This window comes from Pedobacter sp. FW305-3-2-15-E-R2A2 (assembly GCF_038446955.1).
In the GTDB taxonomy this organism is placed as follows: domain Bacteria; phylum Bacteroidota; class Bacteroidia; order Sphingobacteriales; family Sphingobacteriaceae; genus Pedobacter.
The window spans coordinates 4505765-4530908 of the sequence record NZ_CP151803.1; the positions used below are offsets into that span (position 1 = coordinate 4505765).

The 25144-nt window shown below is 37.1% G+C and carries 17 protein-coding genes and 1 riboswitch; of the genes, 3 read left to right on the plus strand and 14 right to left on the minus strand.

Going from position 1 to position 25144, the window contains the following annotated elements; all coding sequences use genetic code 11:
- Window positions 1-47: 47 nt before the first annotated feature.
- The 7 genes from AAFF35_RS18150 to AAFF35_RS18180 all read right to left on the minus strand — a co-directional run bounded on the left by AAFF35_RS18150 (window position 48) and on the right by AAFF35_RS18180 (window position 8377).
- Window positions 48-632: a DUF6580 family putative transport protein gene (locus AAFF35_RS18150; RefSeq protein ID WP_342327944.1), complete on the minus strand. Its 585-nt coding sequence runs from the start codon at window positions 630-632 to the stop codon at window positions 48-50.
- Between the two features lie 103 nt (window positions 633-735).
- The gene (locus AAFF35_RS18155) at window positions 736-1839 is read right to left on the minus strand and encodes a DUF5074 domain-containing protein (protein ID WP_342327945.1); all 1104 of its coding nucleotides are present in this window, start codon (window positions 1837-1839) and stop codon (window positions 736-738) included.
- Window positions 1840-1866: 27 nt separating this feature from the next.
- Window positions 1867-2982, minus strand: coding sequence for a PKD domain-containing protein (locus AAFF35_RS18160; RefSeq protein ID WP_342327946.1), 1116 nt, complete (start codon window positions 2980-2982; stop codon window positions 1867-1869).
- 130 nt (window positions 2983-3112) lie between these two features.
- A complete protein-coding gene (locus tag AAFF35_RS18165) occupies window positions 3113-4228 on the minus strand; it encodes a DUF5074 domain-containing protein (RefSeq protein WP_342327947.1) in 1116 nt (371 codons plus the stop codon).
- A 34-nt stretch (window positions 4229-4262) separates the two neighbouring features.
- Window positions 4263-5114, minus strand: a complete 852-nt coding sequence (locus AAFF35_RS18170; RefSeq protein ID WP_342327948.1) for a cell surface protein — start codon at window positions 5112-5114, stop codon at window positions 4263-4265.
- 49 nt (window positions 5115-5163) lie between these two features.
- Window positions 5164-6315, minus strand: a complete 1152-nt coding sequence (locus AAFF35_RS18175) for a DUF5074 domain-containing protein (protein ID WP_342327949.1) — start codon at window positions 6313-6315, stop codon at window positions 5164-5166.
- 1 nt (window position 6316) lies between these two features.
- Window positions 6317-8377: a TonB-dependent receptor gene (locus AAFF35_RS18180; protein WP_342327950.1), complete on the minus strand. Its 2061-nt coding sequence runs from the start codon at window positions 8375-8377 to the stop codon at window positions 6317-6319.
- A 97-nt stretch (window positions 8378-8474) separates the two neighbouring features.
- A riboswitch (cobalamin riboswitch) is annotated at window positions 8475-8680 on the minus strand.
- 114 nt (window positions 8681-8794) lie between these two features.
- Here AAFF35_RS18180 and AAFF35_RS18185 point away from each other — a divergent pair.
- Window positions 8795-10048: a serine hydrolase gene (locus tag AAFF35_RS18185; protein WP_342327951.1), complete on the plus strand. Its 1254-nt coding sequence runs from the start codon at window positions 8795-8797 to the stop codon at window positions 10046-10048.
- A gap of 359 nt (window positions 10049-10407) precedes the next feature.
- Here the strand turns inward: AAFF35_RS18185 and AAFF35_RS18190 are convergent, their stop codons facing one another.
- The 6 genes from AAFF35_RS18190 to AAFF35_RS18215 form a co-directional block, all read right to left on the minus strand.
- Window positions 10408-11286: a polyphosphate kinase 2 family protein gene (locus AAFF35_RS18190; RefSeq protein ID WP_342327952.1), complete on the minus strand. Its 879-nt coding sequence runs from the start codon at window positions 11284-11286 to the stop codon at window positions 10408-10410.
- 131 nt (window positions 11287-11417) lie between these two features.
- Window positions 11418-13064 (minus strand): hypothetical protein, encoded by a 1647-nt coding sequence (locus AAFF35_RS18195; protein ID WP_342327953.1) that lies wholly within the window; start codon window positions 13062-13064, stop codon window positions 11418-11420.
- A gap of 101 nt (window positions 13065-13165) precedes the next feature.
- Window positions 13166-14212, minus strand: a complete 1047-nt coding sequence (locus tag AAFF35_RS18200; protein WP_342327954.1) for a hypothetical protein — start codon at window positions 14210-14212, stop codon at window positions 13166-13168.
- Window positions 14213-14263: 51 nt separating this feature from the next.
- On the minus strand, window positions 14264-15313 hold the full coding sequence (locus AAFF35_RS18205; RefSeq protein WP_342327955.1) for a hypothetical protein: 1050 nt from the start codon (window positions 15311-15313) through the stop codon (window positions 14264-14266).
- Window positions 15314-15364: 51 nt separating this feature from the next.
- On the minus strand, window positions 15365-18430 hold the full coding sequence (gene lanM / locus AAFF35_RS18210) for a type 2 lanthipeptide synthetase LanM (protein ID WP_342327956.1): 3066 nt from the start codon (window positions 18428-18430) through the stop codon (window positions 15365-15367).
- A gap of 470 nt (window positions 18431-18900) precedes the next feature.
- On the minus strand, window positions 18901-19095 hold the full coding sequence (locus tag AAFF35_RS18215; protein WP_342327957.1) for a hypothetical protein: 195 nt from the start codon (window positions 19093-19095) through the stop codon (window positions 18901-18903).
- Window positions 19096-19476: 381 nt separating this feature from the next.
- On the opposite strand from AAFF35_RS18215, the gene AAFF35_RS18220 reads away from it, so the two are divergent.
- Window positions 19477-21876, plus strand: coding sequence for an outer membrane beta-barrel family protein (locus tag AAFF35_RS18220; protein WP_342327958.1), 2400 nt, complete (start codon window positions 19477-19479; stop codon window positions 21874-21876).
- Between the two features lie 85 nt (window positions 21877-21961).
- Complete coding sequence (locus tag AAFF35_RS18225; RefSeq protein WP_342327959.1) at window positions 21962-23197, plus strand: IS256 family transposase; 1236 nt, start codon at window positions 21962-21964, stop codon at window positions 23195-23197.
- A 49-nt stretch (window positions 23198-23246) separates the two neighbouring features.
- Here the strand turns inward: AAFF35_RS18225 and AAFF35_RS18230 are convergent, their stop codons facing one another.
- Window positions 23247-24524, minus strand: a complete 1278-nt coding sequence (locus tag AAFF35_RS18230) for a glycosyltransferase family A protein (protein ID WP_342327960.1) — start codon at window positions 24522-24524, stop codon at window positions 23247-23249.
- Between the last annotated feature and the right edge of the window lie 620 nt (window positions 24525-25144).

Sequence of the window (25144 nt, forward strand, 5' to 3'; positions counted from 1 at the left end):
CATGATTGTTCATGGGAATCCCGGGATTCAATTTACAGGATAGCGGATTAAGCGGCTATTCTGCTATTCGTTAAACTCAAATATGGATATTTAGCTTTAAGCATTTCAAAAGCACCAAACATAACTGCTCCATAAGCAACAGTTCCGTAAAGGAAGCTCTTCTCATATGGAATAGCAGCGGTTAAACAGGCGATGTAACCAGCAAATGTAGGCGGGTATAAACCTGGAATATACATCGCACTGATGTCACTAACGATCCAGTGGATAAGAACAGCCACAACTGCAGAACCGATAAAACTTAATACCGTCACTTTATTCATCATTACTTTACCTACAACTACCATCAGGATAAACGCGATATACGTCCAATACCAGCCGCCATAGAAAAATCCATAACCTGAAGTTTTCGCGATGAAAAGATCGCTCAGTAATAAAATCAGCAATGGAAAAGCAAAGGCCTTCAGGTTGTTGTTAAAATATGCCCCTCCGAATAAAGCGATAGCTCCTACTGCAGAGAAATTAGCGATCACTTTAAAGTCACCGGAAAATGGAGCTGCAACACGGATAATGCTGACAAAGATGATAATCAATAGCAAGATCATCGTACGCGGATTGAATTTAGATTCAGACATGTTCATTTAAAATTATATAGCAAAGTTATATTTTTTCTATCGGATAATAAAACGGGGAAATCCCTGTTATGGAATTTCCCCGTTTTTCATTCATTTATTGGCCTTAATGAAATACAAACATCGCCGGAAAATAGTATTCCCCGTAAGTAATGGTTTTATTCAACACCCCTGTTTTGGCGTTGTAAAAATAAAGCTTATTCACGAGGTAGTTTGCGCCGAAACCGTCCTGAACAGTTCCGGTAACCAGCTCATCCGTCTTTGCGTAGTAGCCCAGGTTATTTTTATAAAAAGATTGTTTATCAGGAGTGGTGACAAAAGGCTGATCCAGGGAGGCCTTATTGCCAGCGATGTACCTGTATAAAGTTTTTCCTCCACCCCAGCTATTGGCCTTAACCAAGAATACTGTATTTTCTGTACTTGAAGCTGTGATTGGTGAGGCATACCAGGTAGACCAGGTGGTATTTGGCGTAAATGGAAGTTCTACGCTGTCCGTTGCTAAAGTTTTGGGATCAGACTGGTAGAGATATTTACCTGCAGTATACCAAACTTTACCGTTTGGAGTTCTGGCAAAACCAAGGGTAACCCCTTTGATCTTTTTCGCAACAGAATAATCAGCAACATTATAGATCACCGCGCCATCAGACTGAGACAGTGCATAAACGTAGTTTTCTGCTTTTAACATGTCGCCGGTTTGTCCTTTGGTACCCAACAGACGCATCATAGGCTTATACGTTTTAAGGTTAACCAGGTAAATCCCATCAGTACTGCTCAACAGGCCATTGTTATCATCAATCCCTACAAATGCACGCCAGTCGTACTCTGAAGAACCGGGGATTCGTCCCACTTCTTTCAGCGTTTTTGCATCGGCAACGACAACCGGCCCTTTAGCCTTGCTCACTACATATAAATTGTTTTTAAATATCGTTCCAAACTGCACTGTAGAACTCAGCGGTTCAAATCCCTTTCCAGGATTTTCTTTCTGAAAAATACTATCCTTCAAACTCGCAGATGCGGCGTCAAAAAAGCTGACAGATCCGGTACCATGACCAAACCATCCCTCATTGATGATAAAAAATCCATCTTCATACTTACCTTTTACCGGGTTTAGGTCCTGCTCTGCTGCCGGAGCGCTATCTTTCTTACAAGAAAATAGTGCAACGGATAAAATTACTGCTGCTGCTATCCCCTTCAATTCTGTTATTCTCATTTATGATTTTCGTGTATTTGTATTCGTTTATTTTGCTTTTACAAGGCTTAGGTCTTCTACACCTATTACTTCTGTAGATAATTCACCTAACCAACCCATATTGGCCTGTATTCCGGTCTGTATCTTGATAAAATCAATTCCGGCAAGAGCCACGTTTTTACCATCTTTATCTACTGCTTTTGCAATGTCAATCTTATCTCCATCAGCTGTATTATCTGCATAACCCCATGCAAACGGAGCGCTGGTGATGTAGGTAGGAACAGTCATATTAATCCCTGTAGAAGGCAATTTGGAGCCTTTCAAAATATATTCATCCCCCTTTACCCATTCCGGAAAATAAGACTGTTTGTGAAAAGTATTGGTTTTAACAACTCCGGTATTGCCATCGCTGTCTTTCCATGGAACGTCTGCTGTAACCGGATTTGGCTTGGTATAGGTAACGGAGTAATCCCTTTTATAGCCAGGTTTATTAAATTCACTACCGGCGATTTCATACCAGGTATCATCCGCCAATCCGTTTCCATTCTCATCTTGCATTACCCAGATAATGCCAGGCTCAGCAAAGTTTGGCATTGGATTTCCATAAACAATGATATCGTCTTTATTGACTTCGTTGATCACCGTATGGTCGAAACCAAGGACGATATATCCACCCCAGGCACCAAGCGTCACCATTCCCTTTTTGCCCAGGATTCCCTCGGCACTTACCAGATTTCCAGGTGCTTTATTGATAAACTGTCCCGGTGCAGGATTATATTCTAATAACCTGGTGACAAAACTACTGCTGCCCGGTGTGGTAGGGACCGTAGGTATGCCCACATTTAAAATATAGACATACGTAAATGTACCTCCTTCCGCTTTTGCGGTATAGGTAACGTTATAAATTCCTGACTTAGGAGGGGTAAACGCAAATGAACTTTCCGTGGTCTTGATCACGCCATCAAGCGTCCAGGTATGTTCCACAGCTACACCGTTCTCAATAATTGCAGAGAAGGCGATTTTTTCATTTACTTTTCCGTTTAACTCTTTATCAGTTATGCTCATCTTAACGGCTGGTGCGCGTTTTTCTTCTTCATCTTTTTTACAGGATGTTAGCACGCTAAAACCTAAAAGCGCAAGAACGAGATAATGTTTAATTTTCATCAGTATATATTTGTTCTTTTATCGGTTATGAAGCTATCATGATCTTGATATACACTTCGTTGTGTGGTCTGTAAGATCATGATGGTTTCATTTGTGTGTGTTTAAGGGAGAGCGCTTTTATGAAAATCAATTATTTATAGCCGTATCTGAATGCAGCTCCCTGAGGATTCACACCCGTGGAAAACGAAAATAAATTTTTGCCAGCTGCACTAAAAGCAAAGAACATCCCATCATTCGCATAGTCCTTTGCATCAGCTACAAAAAACGTATTATCTAATGGATTCAATGTCACCGCATAAGGTGCGACTACCGTCGTTGCGTCGGTAATCAAATCTGCTTTAAGTGCTCCTGTAGAAACATCTAATGCTTTCAAATATATTCCTGGATTGTAACCAATTGCAAATCCTGTCTTTTCAGTAATTTTTAAGAATGTAGCTCCAGATTTATCGTCACTACTCACTTTGGTATCTGTAACACTGCTCAATTTATCTATGGTGCCTGCGATAAAGGGCTGATATTGACCTTTGGTCATCACAAATAAATCACCGTTATCCGTTGCTGAGATTCTAGATGGATTTAAGCCTACAGGAATATCTTTAATTTTGGTAAACGTATTCAGATCTACCACAGAAACACTGGATTTTATATCAGAAGGAAAAAAAGGATGTACTGAATTGGTCACGTACAATTTATTATTAACAATAGCCAGTTCTTCTAATGCGCCACCTACTTTAACCCTTGCATCAATTGCTAAACTTGCGGTGTCAATTTTGGTGATGTTTCCATCATATCCTGAGACATAAGCTTTGTTTTTATTGAAAACAATGAACCTTGGCATAAAGCCTCCGGTAGCATCAGAGAAAGCAATGCGTTTGATTGATTTACCTGTAGCCAGATTGAGCACTTCAATATAGGAATCCTTTGCCGCTGTGGTTGTACCGGTAACTAAGCAGTACATTTTACTACCATACTGTTTAAGATCGTTAGCATTTAGCCCAAGATCTATTCCATTTTGCTTCTTAAAATAGTCCTTTTCTAACGTTTTTGTAGCGATATCATAGTAGCTGATGCTGCTGTTCGAAGTAGAGGTAGCCCAATTGTAAGCGCCCTCATTCAGGACATAGACACCCAAAGTAGAAATAGGTCCAGGTACGATATCAGGCATTTTATCCTTCTTACAAGAAGAAAAACCAGCCATAAGCACTGTGGCAAGTGAAATCGATTTTAAAGTAATGTTTAGTTTCATATTCTGTATTTTTATCATGTTTAGGTTTATACATTTATTTAACAAGACTCAGGTCTGTGACACTGGAAATCTCGGTAGAAAGCTCGCCTACGGCGTTCATATTTGCCTGAATACCGGTTTGAATTTTAATAAAATCAATTCCGGATAGGGCCACAGTTTTACCGTCTTTATCTACTGCTTTAGCAATGTCAATTTTATCTCCGTCAACCGTATTATCTGCATATCCTGAGGCAAAAGGCGTACTTGTAATCATCGCCGGGTTCGTCATATTGATATTTGTAGAAGGAAGTACGGAACCTTTTAAGGTGAGTTCCGTATTGCTAAGCCAGTCCGGATAATAAGATTGGCTGTGAAAAGTATTGGCACTTACCACTCCTGTATTTCCCTGATTGTCTTTCCAGGTAACATCACCTGTACTGGGTACAGGTCTTGTATAAGTCACTTCGTAATTCCTTAAATACCCTGTTTTACCGAATTCACTTCCTGCGATCTCATACCAGGTATCATCAGCTTTACCATTTTTATTGTCGTCTTTCATCACCCATACAATTCCTGGTTCCGCAAAATTCGGAGATGCGTTTCCTTTTATTATGAGGTCTGCAAGATCCTTTCGGTTAAGCACGGTATGGTCAAATCCAAGAACAATGTATCCGCCCCATGCGCCTAAACTTACCAGACCTTCTTTGCCTAAAATACTCTTTGCCGCTTCCATACTGCCCAGAGACAGATTGATAAACTGTCCCGGTGCAGGAACATACTCGATTAAAGTGGTTACAAACTGATTACTTTCAGGAACAACTGGTGTTTCAATTTTCCGGTCCTTTTTACATCCAAACCATAATACACTTGCCAAAAGCGTGATACTCAGATAATGTTTAGTGTTCATTGTGTTTGATTTTATAATGATTTAATTGCTCGATTTTTAACAATCCTGTTTACCTGTAAACAAAGGCAAAATGAGCCGGAATATCTCCTGTGGTCACCTTCCATTGTTTCACTCCAGCCGGACTAAAGCAATACAGTACTCCCGGTGAAACATAATTCCCTGCATCGGTTACAAATACTTCTTTCGTAAAAGGATTAACAGCAATTCCATACGGGATTACAATATTTTTATCCGTTCCATCGGTAATAAATTTTGTATCCAGCACTTTCTTACTGAGCACATCCAACATCCCATAAGAAACGGTCATCTTTCCGGTATTATGACTCCATTCAGAACCATAGAAATAGACAACGTCATTACTGATCGTTAAATTACTCACTGCAATATCATATTGTAATTTTACCTGATCTGTCTGGGTATCGATCACAAATAACTTGGAATGAGTGTCCAGATAATCCCCTCTTGAGGTTACGTACAGGTCGCCAAATCTATCTGCTTTTAAGCGGTGAAGGTTGATGGCGACATCGATTCGTTTTGTTTCCGTAAAGGAGTTTAAATCCACCACAGAAACGGTACGTTCATAATTACCAGGACTGTACCCTCCAGAGTTGGCTATATATAATTTATCTTTAACAATCGCCATTTCTTCCGGCTGCCGTCCCACTTTCACCCTTCTGACTTCCGACAATGTGGTCGTATCAATTTCTGCGACAATTCCGTTTGGCTCTGCAGGATTACCTACCTGTCCTAAGTAAGCACTCACATAGGCTTTACCTTTATTAAAGGTGATGTATCGGCAATTGGTAATGTTAATTTGCTGGATGCGCTTGCCCGTTTTTACATCTAATACTTCCACCTTATTAGAAATATTAACGACGATGTATAGTTTGGAACCATATACGCCTGCATCATTCCCCACATCTCCAAGGCCTTTAACCTGCAAGGGATTGGCTTCGCTATAAATATTCCTTCTATATTGTCCGGCTTCAAAGTCTACAAAATCAAGAGAGGCTTTGTTCATTCCCATATTCCCCTCGTTGACTAAATAGATCCCTTTAATAGGGTCATTAGGTCTTGGTGAAAATAAATATTCCTTTTCTTCCTTCGGCACCTGCAGATCTTTACGGCAAGCACTCATCAGCATTACCGCCAACAGTAAGACCGTGAATACATTTTGAGATTTATATCTGATTTTTTTCATGTTAATAATCGTAAGTCAAGCTAAAACGATACGACCGACCAGGCATTGGATAATTCGTAATTACCTCATATGGTTGGTTTAAAAGGTTGTTCAATTCTGCGCTAACCTTAATTTTTCTTTTCTGGATCATGGCATTATAATGTATGGCGAGATCATGTGTATAAAAAGGCTGTACATAATTGACCGCAATATTCGCAGACTGGTCATAACGCTCGCCGGTATACAGATAACTGTAATTCAAGGCGAAATTTTTATAAGCTGCACTGGCCAGAAAAGTAATGTTGTGTAAAGGTACGTAAGGGATCTGTTCTTTATAAGTCGTTGAAGCAGGGTCTGAATCCCGCGCCTGCTGGTAGGTATAGCTGAGGCCGGCATTCAGGCTCAGGTCTTTGTTGAGCTGCCAGGAAGACTGCATATTTACATCCAGACCTTTCACTTCTACCTTTCCAAGGTTTCTCATGCTCCACATGGCCTGTGAGGTTCCCGGAACAGCAACGATTTTATCTTTCACTTTATTAAAATAAGCATCCGCCTGTATAGAAAACTGGGTTAATGCCTGATGTTCGTATCCTTTTATATAAGTAAAACCGAGATCATATTGTTTGGTATACTCCGGCTTAAGGACCCTAAACTGATAAAAGGTATAGTACAGGTCATTAAATGTTGGCATCCGGAATATGCTCTTGTAAAAAGAACGGATTCTAAATTCCTTTTGGTCAAATGGCTGCCAGGATACCATTACAGTTGGTGTAAGCTCATTCCTGTTCCCCGATGCGGGCCCGCTTTTCACCTTATCATAGGTTAAAGTACTCAACAGATTTGCCTGGATGTCCAGTCTGTCAAAATGAAGCTGGGTCGCAAGTGCATTTAGAAATGTGTTTCTGGTCGGATAGGCAAAGCGGTAAAGATTGGCATTCATATCATTGAGAACATAATCTGTTGACCAAACCAGGTCCCAAAATTTGTTAATCTTCAATTTATTTGCCAATGATAGGTAAAATTCCTGTTGATGGTACTTATTGTTCAAAAGTCCGTCTGTTGTTACAATGTTCGGATCCAGGTAACGTAGATAATCGTTTGAATATTTCACCGTAGCCATCAGGCTATACTTTCCGATGTTCTTTTCGTAAGCTGACTGTACAAAGAAATTCCGATCCCATTGACGCTGAGAAAAATGCCATACGTTAGCTACAATAGCGCCAGGTAAACCTTGATTGTCTTTATAGCCGTAAAATTTAACACTCCATTTACTACTATCCCGAAGAACTCCATTCAGCCCCAATTCCAATCTCATTGACTCTACATCACCATCGGTTCTCACTCCGGTAGTGTCCCAGGCACCATTGGTAGAACGGAACTTATAACGTCCATGGGCTTTCTTAAATTCAGCACTAACGGTACTGTAAGTATGATCGGTTATTTTTGTCTGCCACAATAGTGATGGGTTGACCAGTCCAAAAGAGCCTGTTCTGAAAACCCCTTTAATCCGGTTATTCCTGCCATCTTCAAAACTGGGGGTTCTGGCTTTCAGATATAACGAGCTTGCTGAAGCGAAGCTTTTCGCAGATTGAAAAATATTGCTCTTCTGCCCGTTATACAATTCAATCTCTTCAATATTATCCAAAGAAAACTTGCCAAGGTCTACCTGTCCGTTTTGCGCATTTCCAAGCTGGACCCCATCGTAAAATACCGCGGTATGATTGGTCCCTATACTGCGGACATTGATGGTCTTTAATCCACCAATACCTCCGTAATCTTTAAGCTGTACGCCGGAAAAGAAACGCACCGCATCTGCAACGGAAAGACTGTTCAGCTTTTCCAGGTCTGCACCGGAAAGAATTTGTAAGGGAGTAGAAGAGGTTTGACGTCTGGTGATTTTTACGGTCCTGATCTGTACTTCTTTCAACTGATTGACTTTCTCCAGGGAGTCTTTCCTGGATAATTTTACCGAATCCCGCTGTGCCAGCAAATTTAAAGGCATAATTCCCCCAAGCCAGCTAATGGCCAGAAAAGTAAAAAAACAAGGGTTTATACCTTTAATGGTAAAATTGTTTCTTCTCATTTTTGTTGTGAGTTATTTACCCACAGCAAACAGTTAGATCAAGGAAATGAAATACAAAAAACAAGCACTCACTCCAAGCTTCAATCCCCGAAAGCTATGAAATATTACACCTATTGGCAGGTCTTCTGACTTACTCCCGGACATTCTGCCTTCCCAATCCAACACCGGAAATTCCAGTTCAGACAAGTGGCTTCGATTTGAATACCGTTATGGAGCTTACAGCTGCGGGACAGTTACGGAATCACACCGTATTCCCTTTTAATCCCAGTGCTGGCACCAGGAACCAAAAAGCGAGGCAAAGGTACTCAAATATCCAGCTAACAACAAACTTTTACAATTGATATACTATTTAGCATTTCCTTGCTATCTTAGGACTAGCATTCTTTTAACAATAAGACAATTAACAATACCACAACGATGAAGACGAAAATCCCTACCCTACTCATCCTGATGTTTAGCCTGAATACCATGGCACAACAACCTGACACTGTCCTCATTGAACAATTGATGCGCAACAATCCGGAGCTCTTTTCCAATATACTGAATCACCCGCAAAAGAATCAGGTCCAACTCCTATATACACAGGTCAACAGAAACAATAAAAACATTCCCAGCTTTAAAAGTTATAGCTACAATCTGGATAACCACCGCTACTTCTACCCTGCCAGCACCGTAAAACTTGCCGCAGTTATCTTTGCCCTGGAGAAAATCAATGACCTGAAGCTAAAAGTAAAAGACCTGAATGCCAAAAGTACCATGATCACAGATTCGGCCTATGCCGGACAAACAAAAGTATCCAAAGACAGCAGCTCCGCAGATGGCCTTCCTTCCGTAGAACATTATATCAAAAAGATCCTGCTGACCAGCGATAATGACGCATTTAACCGTCTTTTTGAATTCATTGGACGTGCAGAAATCAATGCAAAACTCAAAAAGTACGGTTTCAATGACAGTCGAATACTAAACAGACTGGCCATAGGCGATACGGGAGAATCGGCAAAACATACCAATCCCATCAAATTCTACTATAAAAACAAACTGATTTACACCCAGGAGGAACAATACGATCCCAAAGAATACCCCCTTCAGCTCAGCAATACCACAATGGGGAAAGGTTATATGGACAGTACCGAACAGCTGGTCAACAAGCCCTTTAATCTGGAAAATAAAAATGCCTTCAGCATCTCCGATCAGCAGGCCATGATGAGGAAGCTGATCAGCCCCGAAGCATTTCCTGAAAACGAAAGATTTAACCTGACCGCAGAAGATTATAAGCTCATCTACACCCAAATGAGTAAATTACCCGCAGAAAGCATTTATCCATCTTATAATGTCACAGAATTCTGGCCCGCCTACGCAAAAATGCTGTATTATGGCAGGGAGAAAGATGCAGTCATTGAACCTAATATCCGAATATTCAACAAATATGGAGATTCCTATGGTTTCATCATCGATAACGCCTACATCGTAGATTTAAAAAACAAAATTGAATTCTTCCTGACTGCCGTGGTTCAATCTAATGATGATGGTATCTATAATGACAATAAATACGAATATGAGACGGTTTGCTATCCTTTCATGGGAAACATAGGACGCATCATCTATCAATATGAACTGGAAAGGAAACGTGAGCGAACTCCGGACTTGAGCAAATTCAAACTAGCCTATTAAGTCGTCTATTTAACCTAAAAAGAAGCATTTTATTCGATGGCTGAAATCTTTGCCCTGAAGGGGGCAAATCTTTCTATGCCTTCTCATAATACGCATCTTTTTCCTGAAAACCCACAAGCTACCCACCAAACGATTAAAAAAAACACAGTAGTTACCTGAACTGGGATTATTAGATATTACGACGAAAGTATATTATAAAACACTTTGAATCTTTGAACTAAATGCCAATGGCTTGTTGCATTTCCAATTGACAGTTAAGCATCATGCTATTCAGGAAAAAGATGCGGTCTGTGAGAGGGCATAGAAAAATTTGCCCCCTTCAGGGCAAAGATTTCAGCCATCCAATAGATTGCTTCTTTTTACGTTTTTAAAAGTTCTTCCTTGATTTCAGCCAGTTTTTTCATCTCTGCTTCCTCAAGAACCGGAAACTTGAGATCCAATCTGTTAAAGTGTTCTTCAAGAATCTGGCTAATCGCTAACCTTGCGTGCCATTTTTTATCAGCAGGAACAATGTACCATGGTGCTTGTTCAGTCGAAGTTTCTGCTATAGCCATTTCATAAGCTTCCATATAATCCTCCCATCTGCCACGCTCTGTAATATCTGCGGAAGAGAACTTCCAGTTTTTCGCGGGATCATTGATCCGATCAAGGAAACGGGCCTTTTGCTCATCTTTCGAAACGTTAAGAAAGATTTTGATGATGGCGGTTCCGTTATCGGAGATGTGCTTTTCAAAGTTGCGGATACTTTCATACCTATTTTTCCAGAACTTATCATCTATATCTTTGACGTCCTGATAACCGGGAATATTTTCACTCAGGACATATTCAGGATGGACTTTACAAACGAGTACATTTTCATAGTGTGACCTGTTATGAATACCGATCCGGCCTCTTTCGGGTAACGCTTTATAGTGGCGCCATAAAAAATTATGCTCATATTCTTCTGACGTCGGGGTTTTAAAGCTAAAAACCTGGCAGCCCTGCGGGTTTAATCCAGACATCACATGCGAGATTGCACTGTCTTTTCCCGCCGCATCCATAGCCTGAAAAAGAATAAGAACAGAATGAGCATTTGCAGCATAGAGGGTTTCCTGTAGTTTACTTAGCCTTTCCTTAATTTCTTCCAGTTCTTCTTTCCCATCTTCCTTTTCCTGATCGCCGTTATAACTGGTTCTATAGTCTTTTAATGAAACTTTCTTGCCCGGAACAGCCAGGTATTTTTCAATCTCTTTTTTCATGTATTTCCGCTTTGATTTAAATATAGAAAATAAACATGGAGTAATGACTTTCCCAGATAGAAAATCAGCATCGACGACAAATACTGCCACAATAAGAGAAGCGTTACCGGTTGAGTATTTTGATTTCAGTTTTACAACGTATCACTGAGCAGCTTAACCTCATTTAAATAGTCTTTCGATAAAGCAAAATCATCCAGATGATAGACAGATAGATTAAACAATAGACCTTCAATACTTCTCAGACGACCACCATAAAGAGCTGTCCTGGCTGCACGATCAAGCCCTTTAATATAGGAGTAACTGAACTGCTCATTTTCTCCGCCGATTTTCAAATACCATGTTCGGTTGGCGACAAAGATTCCTCCATAAAACTGTTTACAATTCGTCTCAACTTTAGCATCAATCAGCGTAGATACCTCAAAATTCTGATAAAATCTCTTTTTGGTATTGTGGTTAAGTATATTAAAAACTGATCCGGAATGAGGTACTACAAGCTCACACATTTCATCACGAAGAAGTTGTACGGCCTCAACAATCTGATCAATATCAACAAAAAAATCAATTTCTTGCATTAATAAAATTTTGCTCTCCAGCTTTTCTAAAAACACGTTGATTTCCAGCTGTGCTAAGGTATATTCATTAATGCTTTCGATTTTGACATTCCCTTGAGTAAGGTCTATATTTAGCAAGGGTGATTTTGACAAATTTATAATAGAAATATTGGTATCAAAGTTTCGCAATACCCATTTCGTTATAAATTCTAATTTTGCTGATTGTTCTTCTGACCTTGAAATATAAACAAACGTTACATCATGTAACTTAATTCGTTGGCTGTTTATATAGCTTTTTATTTCCTCGACATATTTTTGGCTACACCTCGTAGCGTCAACATAACGGAAATCGGTTTTATATGGGGATTTATTATTAAAATCAGCTTTATGAAATAGAATATGTGCGTTTTCTTCAGTAACACCGGCATTATGAAAGATTTTGCATTCCTCCCACCGCCCTATGTTTTCACTGGGCCAGCAAAAATCCAGCTCTGGATCAACTGTTATCTTATGGCCAAATTTCACACCATTCCAGAGTAATGACCACATGTCGGCACACCATGGCTGGATTTTGTTAGCAAAAGAAAGGCCGCTAGAATTTTCAACAGTATTGTTGTAATCCTTCTCCAGTCTATAAATCTGAGTATGCAGGTAATTATATAAATTACTAGAATCCCTTTCCACACATTCCCAAAAAAATGAATTCGTGTTCTTTATCAAACCTTGTGCCCCACCAGAAATTTTTAGTGCGGAAATTTTTTCTTTACCAACATCAAGAATATCACACATTTCGTGAAAAAGATCCACTCCGCAGCTTTTTAAGTGATTGACCCCGATATAGCTGTCAGTATTAGAAAAATACCAAAGATCATCCTTCAGCATATAGTCAAATGATGGTACCTCTCTAAAAATGATATCTGAATCATGATAGAAAACCGACTCATTAGATAATGAAGGAAATCGATCAAAATGCTGTTTAATGATATGCGGCCTAATGGTAGATTCATATAAATTTTTTGGCCTGGTATCTTTATAAAAGAAAAACTGAGCTAAAGTATTGGCACTGGCAAAAGCTGTTATCCGGGGATCAATTTCATTTAAATCCTGATAACCAAATAAAACATGGATATCTTCTCTCTTAATGCCTAATCTGCTAAAATTGAAAAGTTGAACTTCTAATTGCCACTTAAAATAAAATGTAGCTGGCTGAGCCGACAAATAAATCATAGGTTGTAAGTTAATTTAACAAGTAAATCCATATTTACTTTGCAAGGATCATGTTAGTCCGTCCTGTTTAGCTATTGTCGATCTGTTTATTTTGATTTCCATCATTCATGAAAGTTATACAGATGGGCATATCTGGATACATGATTAAGGAATTTTTTATTGGAACAACCAAATAGGATCACAAAAATTGACAAACCATTCAAAATACCAGGATTATTGATTTTAGTTTGTTTTTCAAGATTAAACTTAAAAAATACAGACAGCTGAGTTCTAATTTTCTCTCTGTACTTAGCCCATAGTTTATGGTCATTCCTTAAAAAAAGATAAATACAAAATAATTCCGGTAAATTAATTTTGTATTTCAGGTTAATCTGCTCAATATTAGCCTCATTGGCAATGCCTTCTACAACCTCTTTGTCTATGACACCGGATTGAAGAAAACTCAACAGGATAAGCTCATAGGGATTAAGTACAATCTTTAGACCTGAAACAGACATGCTATCTATTTGTATTAAAATTTGTCCCGCAATACCTTTATAGATATTTTTCTCAATCAGATATTTGGCCAAGGAATAGACGGTGTATATAAAGGTAACTGATCCTGAAGTATAATTCAGACCATGATCGGCCAAACTACTCAACTTCCTTTGTAATTTAACTGTGATTTCCAGCAGACATTCCAAAATGATTTGCAAAAACAATGTTTTCTTTCCGCTCATCTTTTTATTAGCTATTTTGTTGATCAAATAGTAGCAAAGCGATATTCGCCCGGAAACTGTAGAGATGTCATTTATATTTTTTCTGTCAAAGAGAATGCTTTCATCGAATTTTTGGAAAAAATCTGAACTTTTAAATTCAATAATATTCGCATGATTTAAAAGTTCAATAAAATTACCCATCGCCAGAATATCATAAGGATACGATAAATAATCGTTGCTTTTAACATCCCTGAGTACACAAACTAATGCATCAATGCCTCTATCATAATATAAACTATCATCATTTTCATATCCAAATAATAAAAATGTCGCCGCAATCCCAACACCACCGAAAAAAGGGTCCGAACCGACTGAATAGCTAGCCAAAATACCCGACAATTGATTTAATGATTCTGTGCATACCAACGTATCTTCAGCATCTCCCTTCATAACTATCATCTTTTTATTATGCTCTAAATCTATTTTTGGACTCCACCGACATTAATTTTTCAACATTGCGTATATATACTGAGAATTTTCATCTGGAGAATCGAATTCTGAATTGGTCTTCCGTATCACCGTCATTTGCAGGGAATACCATTTAAAAAAATTCTTATAATCTTCCATTGTAAGGTAATACTTTGACAACACCATAGATAGTTTAACCGAAATTTCCGCACAACTGAGCAACTCTTCGTCATCAAAATTAACCAGGATATTAAACGTACTCTTGCCAATTTTATTAATAAACTTAACCGGATAATTTTCTGTAATTAAAAAATATAGAAAATCATAGGAAAGATGTAAAAAATCAGATCGGTTAAAGAGGTCTTCCGTCTGTTTTACCAGATTATATCTATAATTAGAAGCGATCTTAAAATCAATATAAATATCTATTGGTTTAATGTTATAGGTAAGCGCTTTAAATCTATAGGCACTGGCCAGATAGTTCTCACATACCAATGGAGGATAATTTGATTTATATTTTAACCTCAGATGAATAGACTGACAAAATAGTCCACCTGCAATATTCTTATTTGAAAAATACCTATAATAGAGTAACCCAATTGAAACACAACAAGATGCAAAAAAAGAATTCAATTCTCTGACTAGATCTTTATCAGACACAAACGCTGTATACACTTCCTTTAAAGTCTCCAGCGCTTTATCAAACCTTCTTAACCGTTCATAAAGTTGTGCAATTTGGAGCTTCATGAAAATCCCATTAATTGCCGATTCGATAGTGTCATCCAACATCTCCAGGCAACGAAAAAATGATTCAATTGCCATTTGATAACTTTCTTCCATTGCATACAAAAAAGAAACGCAATAAACTTCAAATGGAAACGCCAACTGCGCTACTTTTATGTGCTGATAATTAACAAAAACATCTCTTTCAAGTGGCTGCTTAGATTTATATTTCGTATCCAACTCAGGATGTTTTCCGTAATAAAAATCAATAATTTGTTTTGTGGTTTTAGAATATTCATCAAAGTTTTTCTTATCCACATGTTTTACAGATTTAAAAAAATAGTTATTTTCTTTAACCATTATTTCTTAAGATTTAGATAGGTTTGCAACAGGATTCTTCTCATCATTGAATTACAAAAACAATAATGATGGCAGGGTTGGATTAACGGTCGATTTAAGTAGATTGTATCCAATGCCAGCCACTCCATAATACAAGCCTGTAACAAGAGGATTTGTATAAGCCCCCCCACATTTCAATCCTTCAACACCATCGTAATTTTCCTTTAGCTTGTTGATAATAAAAGAACCATCATATTTTTCATCCAACAACTTTCTTATTTCCAACATCCCCAGACTACCAGATCCTATAGAATAGTCGTTACTATGAATATCAAGAATAGAATTATCTATATTTTTTCTGGCAATTTCAATCTCTCGCTCCATCAACTCATTGGTATAATATTTAGAGCTTAATAATCTGCTTAATGCAATTCCCGCAGAGCCATTACCCCAGGAATGATGAATATCACCGATAAATTCATCTGATTTATGCCATATGAGTTTCCCTAAGTCCAGCAAACTTTGATCATATTCCAATGCCCCAATCCCCAGATCTTGATATTTATTCATTTGAGTAATGTCAGCAAGCTTTAGCAAAGCATAAGAAATAGAGGAATTTCCATGGGCGAAACCACCCCACTTGTCGAATAATTTTTTCCGCCAGGTAACCAAATTACCCTCCCTGTGGCTGTTATGAATTAAATGATCGCCAGCTTTTAGTAACAAATTATAGATATCAAGATTCTGGCTACGCTCGTAAAACCGCATTAGAATTAACAGCGCACCTGTGGACCCTGAAAAGTAGGAATAGTTGGAATCCATTCCGATTTTTTGATTAAAATATTCCAGGATAAACTGGAAAGACTTTTCCTCTATTTTGTAGCGTTCATAGCCCAATATTTCATTTGCAATAGTTATAAAGTATAAGGTGCTAACAGGAAAATTAATAACACCAATTTTGGAAGATGGATTTTCTAAAAACCATTTTTTGTTTTGTTCGAAAAATTCCAAAGATTGATTAAATATTCGATCTGCGGTATGAATGTATTTCTCTTCATTATAGGTTTTGAACAACGCGATAAAATAAATACCTAAGCCCTCAGATCCTTGAAAAATATCGCAATTTTGCAGACCTTGATTCCAAAGGTCATCTTTTGTAAGCGTATAATCAATATAAGAAAAATAGTCATCGTTCTTCCCTGGATGATTTAAATTCAACAGAAACTGACCAATATCTTTTGTTGGGTCCTTTGTATAACCAGCCCCACTTTCTTCCACTGATTTTTTTTCATACACTATATTTGGAGAATAATTATTGTGAATAAACAAGGCCCTTCGCACGATATTCAGCTGCTGAAGAATAATGTGTTCATCTAGATTTGATAACCTCTCCAGTGCAAAATCAAATCCGGATTTTTGAAAAAAATCTTTTACTATGACCTCTCCTTTATCATCCAACAAATCTCTGGAAGAGGGTTTAGTTGAGAAATAAGGTACTTCATTATTACATAATTGTTTGATTTCACTATCAATAACACTTCCAGGTACATACACATGATCATATCCTCTCCAAAGCATTTCGAATAATTTCATATATTCATAATGGTCAGACATATAAGAAGGGAAATATGACTCCTTAAGTAGTGAAGAATAGACGTGAGTTAGTCTTACAAGTATTCTCGACGAGATTTGATCAACTATTTCAGTTTTCGATTTTATGAAATCGATAAGAGCCGATTTATTTTGCATTAAAAACAAAAGACCATAATTAAGCCCATTCTCAAAATCCAGACAGTATTTATCGATAGGAATTCTAACACCGTTACTTGAGGGCAAATTATAATCAGAGGAAGATACTTTAACTTTCGACAACTCTATCTCGTTGTTGTTAGCGACATAGACATTATACTTCTGTCCGGAAACCTGACTAATCCCACTATTACTAAAACCTTCGTTATTAAATGTTTCAAAACCATAAGACGGTATAATTCCTGTTTTAATTACACTTTCTAAAAAGAATATACCAGCATTTGATTTAGTAATATAATCTTTTCCCTCCCTATATTGAGGAAGAAGGAACATTTCAAGATCAAAAAACACAGGTATATTTTTATGAACAATAATATTGTCGGATATTAAATCCTGTATGTTTAGTACATATGCTATTGCTGTATTTATTCCCTGAAAATAGTAAAATTCGCCAACATCCGCCCCTGCGAATTCAGAATCATATGCCAGCCCTAATTGCCATCCATAACTCCCTTTGCATATCACCGAACTGCATGATAAACTCTCCGGCAAGCCGATTGAGATTAAAAAATCAATGAAAGACTTAAAAAACACATCACTTGTCAGATTTTTAGGCTTGTAATACAAATCTATAATTTCATCCGTTTCTGTTTTAAACTGAAATTGGGCACTTGTCTTCCATTCTTTATGAGGATCACCTAAAAACAGCTTTATTTCAAAAATACACAGTGAATTATCTTTTAATAAATCCCGAGAAATTTCATTCCAATCCTGCTTAAATCTTTCCAGAACTGAACTTACATTTGTCTTTAAAAAGACAAGAAAACCATTTAAAACAGAAAGTAGAACGGGGTAAGATTCAAAAAAATATTCTATCCATTCATTTGAATTTGCGATATCTAATATGAATTCTTTTTGATTTTGTGAACTATCTTCCTTTTCGTATGCATCTAAGTAGACATAGTATTCAAAAAGAGCAACCGGACTTAATATATTGGAAATTATGCCGCACAATTCCGTAAACAAGCAACTTCTTACGTTTTCCTCATTAAGCTTATGAGAATTCTGCAACTCATTGATCAAATTTTCTATAGATACCATGCCGTATTCCCGAAGCACCTTAACAGAAAATTTTGAAATGATTCTTTCCTTGCCCTCTTCGTTATCTAATACAAAAGAAGCTTTATCAAAGGGCCGCTTCTCGTTTAAAATCAGGAGTTGACGCAAAAACTCTTTTTCCTCTAAAGAAGCTTCGTGGGATTTGTATTCCTTCAATACGTTTAAAAAATCAGCATCGTCAGTGCAATTAACACTCAGCTTTCTATGCTCCCATATGTCGAAATCTCTAAAATTAACAGTTGTTTTTTTCCAATCCTCAATGATATCCATACAAAAATATAAAGCACTAAATATATACTATATAATTTACCGTTAAATTATACTTAAATTAAAATTCTATCCTAAAAAAACAAAAATCAACTTCGTATTATAATACCTCAATAACGTGTTGAAAGAAAACAGAATCCACTTCTAAAAAAACTCAATTATTAATCGATAATTCAAATCAATAAATACAAATCCTATTTTATTGAACCAGGACTCACTGCCAATCAAGAAAATACATTTTACACAAAGAAACAAAAGCATAATAAACCTATCTCCGGAAACGATCGATAATTAATTAAAGCACTCCTGGAAATGATTGATGTCAGTTATTTCTGAATCCTGAAATAACTGCTATTTTAACTCAATGGAACACCACTTTAGCTAAGGTGTCCCATTGAATCCTTAATAACTACTGGTTAATTACTTTATACTATCTACTAACCTTAGCTGTTATCAGAATAAATAATTGACAATTAATCAGCGCCAACTGTAACTTTTTTACAAACGCAAGTATTGTCGCAACATACCTGACCACTTGTACTTGAGGTTCCAGCTCCACTAAGAAGAGACATTCCTCCGGTAATAAATTGTAAATCTTCTTTACTTAACATTTGACCTACTTCTTTCAAAGCAATACGGCTTTTGGCTTTCAATAATTTCTTTTTCATGATTCTAATTTTAAGTTTGATTAATAAATAATTTACGATATAAATATATTTGTTATTATTGAATAACAAAATAATTAATTAATATTATTTTAATAACAAAGCAGAACCTAAAATCCATAAATTACATTTTAAGTCATAAATAGCAAAAAAAAGCATAAAATGCAGCCAATAGAAAAATTAAGGCGGGAAATTATAAATAATAATTTCCTATTTTCACATCAGCAACAAAGCCATCAAAAAAAACGCATTTTCTTATTTTTAATAAATAAAATGCATTTTAGATTACTAATGACATCCAACATAGAACAACAGAACCTCATTTAACGACAATTCACAATTAACCGGATATTTTTCAGACACCTTTTATCCTGCACGGCTTATATGAAATCCAGCTTCCCTTTAATCAGCTTCTTCACTTTTTTTTTATTGTTCTCATTTAGCTTAAAAGCTCAGTTTAAAGTTGAAGGAAGACTGGTAGACGCAGAAGACAAACCTATCTTTTCGGCTAATGTTTTTATTAGTAGTAGTTCTGATTCTACCAAAATCATTGATGCCAGATCTACGGATATTGATGGGAATTTTAAATTCCAGCTACAAAAAGGAACTTATCAAATTCTCGTCAGTTTTCTTGATAAAAGCATTTTTAAACAACTCATCGATCTGTATCAAGACAAACACCTGGGGAACATTAAAATAACCGAAAATGCCCAAACAAATATGCTCAAAGAGGTATTAATAAAAGAAACCAAGCCCAGAATCAAACTTGAAGAAGGAAAACTAATTTTCAGGCCTCAGGTGGTATCTGCCGGCTCTCTAATAGATTTAATCAAAATCGCACCAATGCTCCGCCTGAACGAAACCAACATAGAAATCATCGGTAAAGGTGTACCCCAGGTAATGGTTAACGGCAAGCGGATCCGTATGGGAGGAGAACAACTAATGGCCTATTTAAAAACAATCCCTGCCGATCAAATGGAAAAATTAGAAATTGCACAAGAATCTTCGGCAGAATTTGATGCAGATAGTAAGAATGGCTACATTAATATTGTGCTAAAAAAGTTAAATACCAATGGGGTTTCAGGCAGCATATATACAGACTATTCGCAATCAAAATATGCAAGCGGCTCTGCAGGTGCCGCTGTTAATTACTTCTCCAATAAATGGCGTATCTCGACAAATATCGGCGGCAACCTTACGAATTACTGGATACACTCCATGAATAAAATTCATTATAGCAATGGCCTCTGGAAAGATACAAATGAGCAAAAACTAAAGATGAATGGCTTAAATGCTTCCGGAGCAATTGAGTATGAGATCAACAAAAATAATATTATTGGTGTATTCATGAATTACGATTTAAATAGCCAAAAAAACAAGGATGAAAATTCTTCTTTTGTCTACGATCAAAGTGATATGCTCGACTCTACAATGCGAACCAAGGGTTTTAATCCGCAGACTTTCCATGTATTAACATACAACATCAATTACACTCATAAATTTGATACACTTGGTAAAAAAATGACATTTGATTTCGATCAAATCATCAATAGTTCTAATCGAAAGCAGGACTTTTCTAATTTTGTTTTTGATGAAAAAGGAGAATTAAAACAACCCGGCAATCGCTTTCTTTCAGGAAACGATCAAAGCATGCAAATCACAACCGCAAATTTAGGGATTGATTTACCTACCAGATTTGCCAAATTTTCATTTGGCGGAAAGGTCACCTTCATTTCTAACGACAATAACACCTCTTTTTATCAGTATGTACAAAATGACTGGGAGGCTAAAAACAATAGATTTGACAATTTCAGATACCAGGAAAACATACAAGCCATTTACCTAAAGGGAATAAAAAAGATGGGAAAATGGTCCTTTACTTTAGGCATAAGAGGGGAAAATACAGAAACTAAAGGCAACAGCAAGGTTTACAATCTCGCAACTAAAAATTCTTATTTCAAATTATTTCCATCCGCCAACGTCAATTATCAACTCAACGACGACCACACCTTCAACCTAGCGTATAATAGAGGTATCACCCGACCAGGATTTTCATGGGTCAACCCGTTTAGATGGTATGTGAATGTTTATGAATTTTCACACGGCAATCCATCACTGCAACCATTTTTCAGTAATAGTTTCACGTTTATGTACGTTTTCAAACAAAAATGGACTTTTAACATGAACTACAATAACAACAAAAATATGTATGCCGAGGTTACACTGCTAGATAACCAAAGCAGTTTACGTGAAACTATAGTAGACAATTTCCTGGATCTGCAAAGTTATAGTCTAAATATAACTACCGACTATACTTTTTTTAATAAATGGGAGATATATCCTTCTGTCTTTTTGAGCCATACAGGATTAACATCACATCGGGAACAAGTAAAAAGCGTCACCAATTTAAGCGGTGGGCTATCTGTATATAACCAGGTAGAAATCCTCAAAGGACAAAAATTGCTTCTAAATTCTAATTCTGTATATAATCTACCAAAAGTTTCCGGAACTAATAAGTATCAATCCTTTTTCACACAAGATGTAGGCATAACACTTCAAGCCTATAAACGAAAGCTACAAATTAGCTTGGATGGAACTGACATTTTTAAGACGGGAACAAGAAGATTCATTTCAAACATAAACAACATTGAAAGACAGGGCCGTAAATATTCCAATAGCCAAAATTTCACTTTAACACTCCGTTATAATTTTAAACATGGCAAAATCCAAAACAAGAAAACCCGGGAAAAAACAAATCAGGAAGAATTAAACAGATCTAATTAATTAGAGACCTAAGAAGATTTTAAACTCATTAGAGGGTGTTTCACAAACTGTGTCAATAGTGTAACTTTAAACTATCGACATAATTATGGCAACACAAGAAGACTTTGATTTCGAAAGCTTCAAAAAGGAAGCTATAGCTGGCTTATATGCCGGCAAGAAAATGACTGGCACGGATGGGGTACTAGCCCCGATGATGAAACACTTTCTGGAATCTATGATGACCGGAGAGCTGGAGCACCACATTTCAGAAAGTAAGCTAGCCGGTCAGTCCAACCGTAAGAACGGGAAAAGTAAGAAGACGGTTCGCAGCTTGAGCTCGGGAGAGTTTGAATTGGAAACCGGTCGGGACCGCCTGGGCACTTTTGACCCTAAGGTTGTCCCCAAACGCCAACTGATCATTACAGAAGAACTGGAAGGGAACATCCTCTCGATGTATGCAATGGGGATGAGTACGCGTGCTATGCGTGATTATATCCAGGAAATGTACGCCATGGACATTTCTGCAGCTGAGATCTCACGCATTACTGACAGCGTACTACCAGCCGTGCAGGAATGGCGCAACAGACCCTTAGAAGCAGTTTACCCCTTTGTCTTCCTGGATTGCATGTTCTTTAAGGTCAGGGTAAATGGTGTAGTGGAAACCCGTGCAATCTACAATATCCTGGGTGTGGATATTGAAGGCAAAAAAGATGTTTTGGGGCTTTATACGGCTGAAAACGAAGGCGCCAAATTCTGGCTTTCGGTACTCACTGATCTAAAAACGCGTGGTGTTGAAGATATCCTGATCGCCTGCATTGATGGACTAAAGGGCTTCCCTGAAGCTGTAGAGGCTATCTTTCCAAAGACCAGGGTACAGCTTTGCATTGTTCACCAGATCCGCTGTTCTATGCGCTATGTTCCTGAGAAAGATAAAAAGGCAGTAATGGCCGATATGAAGCCAATCTATCAGGCGAATAATGAACAGCTGGGATATGAAAAATTGCTGGAGTTCGAAGAGAAATGGGGGACGAAATATCCCCTGAGTTGTAAGTCCTGGCTGGACAACTGGGTAAACCTTTCTGCATTCTTTGAATACGATCAAGGGATCCGTAAGATTATTTACACCACCAATCCGATTGAGGGCGTACACCGCCAAATCCGCAAAATTACCAAGACCAAGGGGGCTTTTTCTTCTGAGCAGGCACTGATGAAACTCATGTATCTGGTCATCAAAAACATCAGTAAGAAATGGACGATGCCAATCCATAATTGGGGACCGGCATTTTCACAACTTTATATTAAATTTGGTGACAGAATTCTTCAAGAGAATAAAGGATTCTGAGAGGCGTTAATTTTTGAAACTGACACAGTTCATGTTACACTCCCACTCATTAAAACCATCTCTGAAGTTTTCTTTTTGCTCTTATATCCAGTTCAACCTCATATTGCTTATTTCTGTTAATCACATGCTCATTACTGTCGTGAAGCCTATAAGAATAAACCGGATAACTAACATGATGCGTATTCTCAAATCCGGAAATTTCGAACATAGGAAACATTAACGCCATATCATATGTCATCTCATAAAACATGCCCTCCTTATTTTTAAGCGAACTGACATCAGCATCTTGTGTCAGAAACTCTTTATAAACTTTATACTTAAAAGTCTTTAAATGCGACCCTTTCCAGGCTGAAGTTCTGAGATTCAAAAACTCATTCTCTGTATAGCTGTTCTTATAAATTTTATACCCGTTCATTTCCACGAAACTTCCATAACTCACTAAACAATTTTCATGGTCAGCATAAACATTATTAATGATATCCAACGAGTATTTCTGAAAAAGGGCATCATCTCCATCTACAATTGCAACAATATCTTCATCATCAAAATCATAGCCAATCAGAACTTCATGAATATTCCGTAATGCAAATTTTCGGACATCATTCTTCACTACTATAAAATTTGGATGATTAGGGATCTGTTGAACCGAATTATCAGATGAGCAATCATCTATCAAAAAAACCCTGAAATTTGAATGGTTTTGGTTTAAGATAGATCGGCAACAATCTTCCAGATATTTTTCTACGTTGCGAAACGGAATTATAATATTAATCCGCTCTCTATTTTTATTAGCCAAACAACGATTAGTTTCTGAATGTTCCTTTCTATTGTCCTCGAATTCCGATGTATTGTAAAGTGCCTTCACCAAGATCGGAGTATTCAAAAATTCTTCAATACTTTTAATCGGATAATCATCTTTGATGGCCAATACAGCGTCAAAAACACTATTTAATAAAACAAACGCTTCGAATTCTTTTATTTGAGGAATAAAAAACAATTTGTCCTGAATATGCGTTATGTTATCCAACTGGTGCCCGTTCAATAAAAGTATAGAAATATCCAGCGCTGCAACTTTAAATATATACTCAAAAAAATCCTTTACATCGAAACCTTTCGTTGCGAAGCTTACCTCTCTAATGATTAAAATAGCGTCATCTTCATTTTCTTTGGCCTTTAGGATGATATTTTTCAGTCCCTCAAGTTCAAACCGATCATCATAGGGGGAAAATTCAATTAGATCTAATTCCTGATATCTTTTTACATTCTTTTCAATTTTCTTCTTTTCAACATTATTCAGTATAAATGTTGAGATACTTAAATTTTCCATCCTCATAGTCTTTAGCTGTAAGCAACCCGCGCTACATAGTTAATCAAACTACTCATACTTTTCTTTAAAAACAATTTTATTTTACCATTTATAGAGAGGATTGATAGAAAATCTAGTCAAGCATTCTATAATCCGTTTGGGATTTATTTAAGGTAGGTAGTCACAGGGCAAATCAGTGTTTAATTTTGAACAGGAAAAGCCTTTTCTGGCAGGAAATCAGCAGGCGAGATATCGAAATGATCCGCTAAAGCATTAATGTGGTTTAAATTATACTTGGCCCTATGTCCGGGATTTTCAACTTGACTGATAAATGTTTTACCAACATCCAATATCTGCCTGTGTTAAGCACTTTGTCTTTCTCAACTTTAAGACAAAGTCAACAACATATTGTTCAATGGGACTCAATACACATTTCATTCCCCTAATGATAATAAGAATATCGGTCTAAAATCTAACATAGCCGAAGGCAACTGAAGAAGGACTGCTATCGCTAATAAAGATTAGCATTTCCGTACCACTCTTTGGATGTAGATTCCGGGTGATGACGAGAAATAAGGATTACTACCAATAACAAAACAGAAACAACGATTACCCCTAGTAATGGGTTACTAGTTGATTCC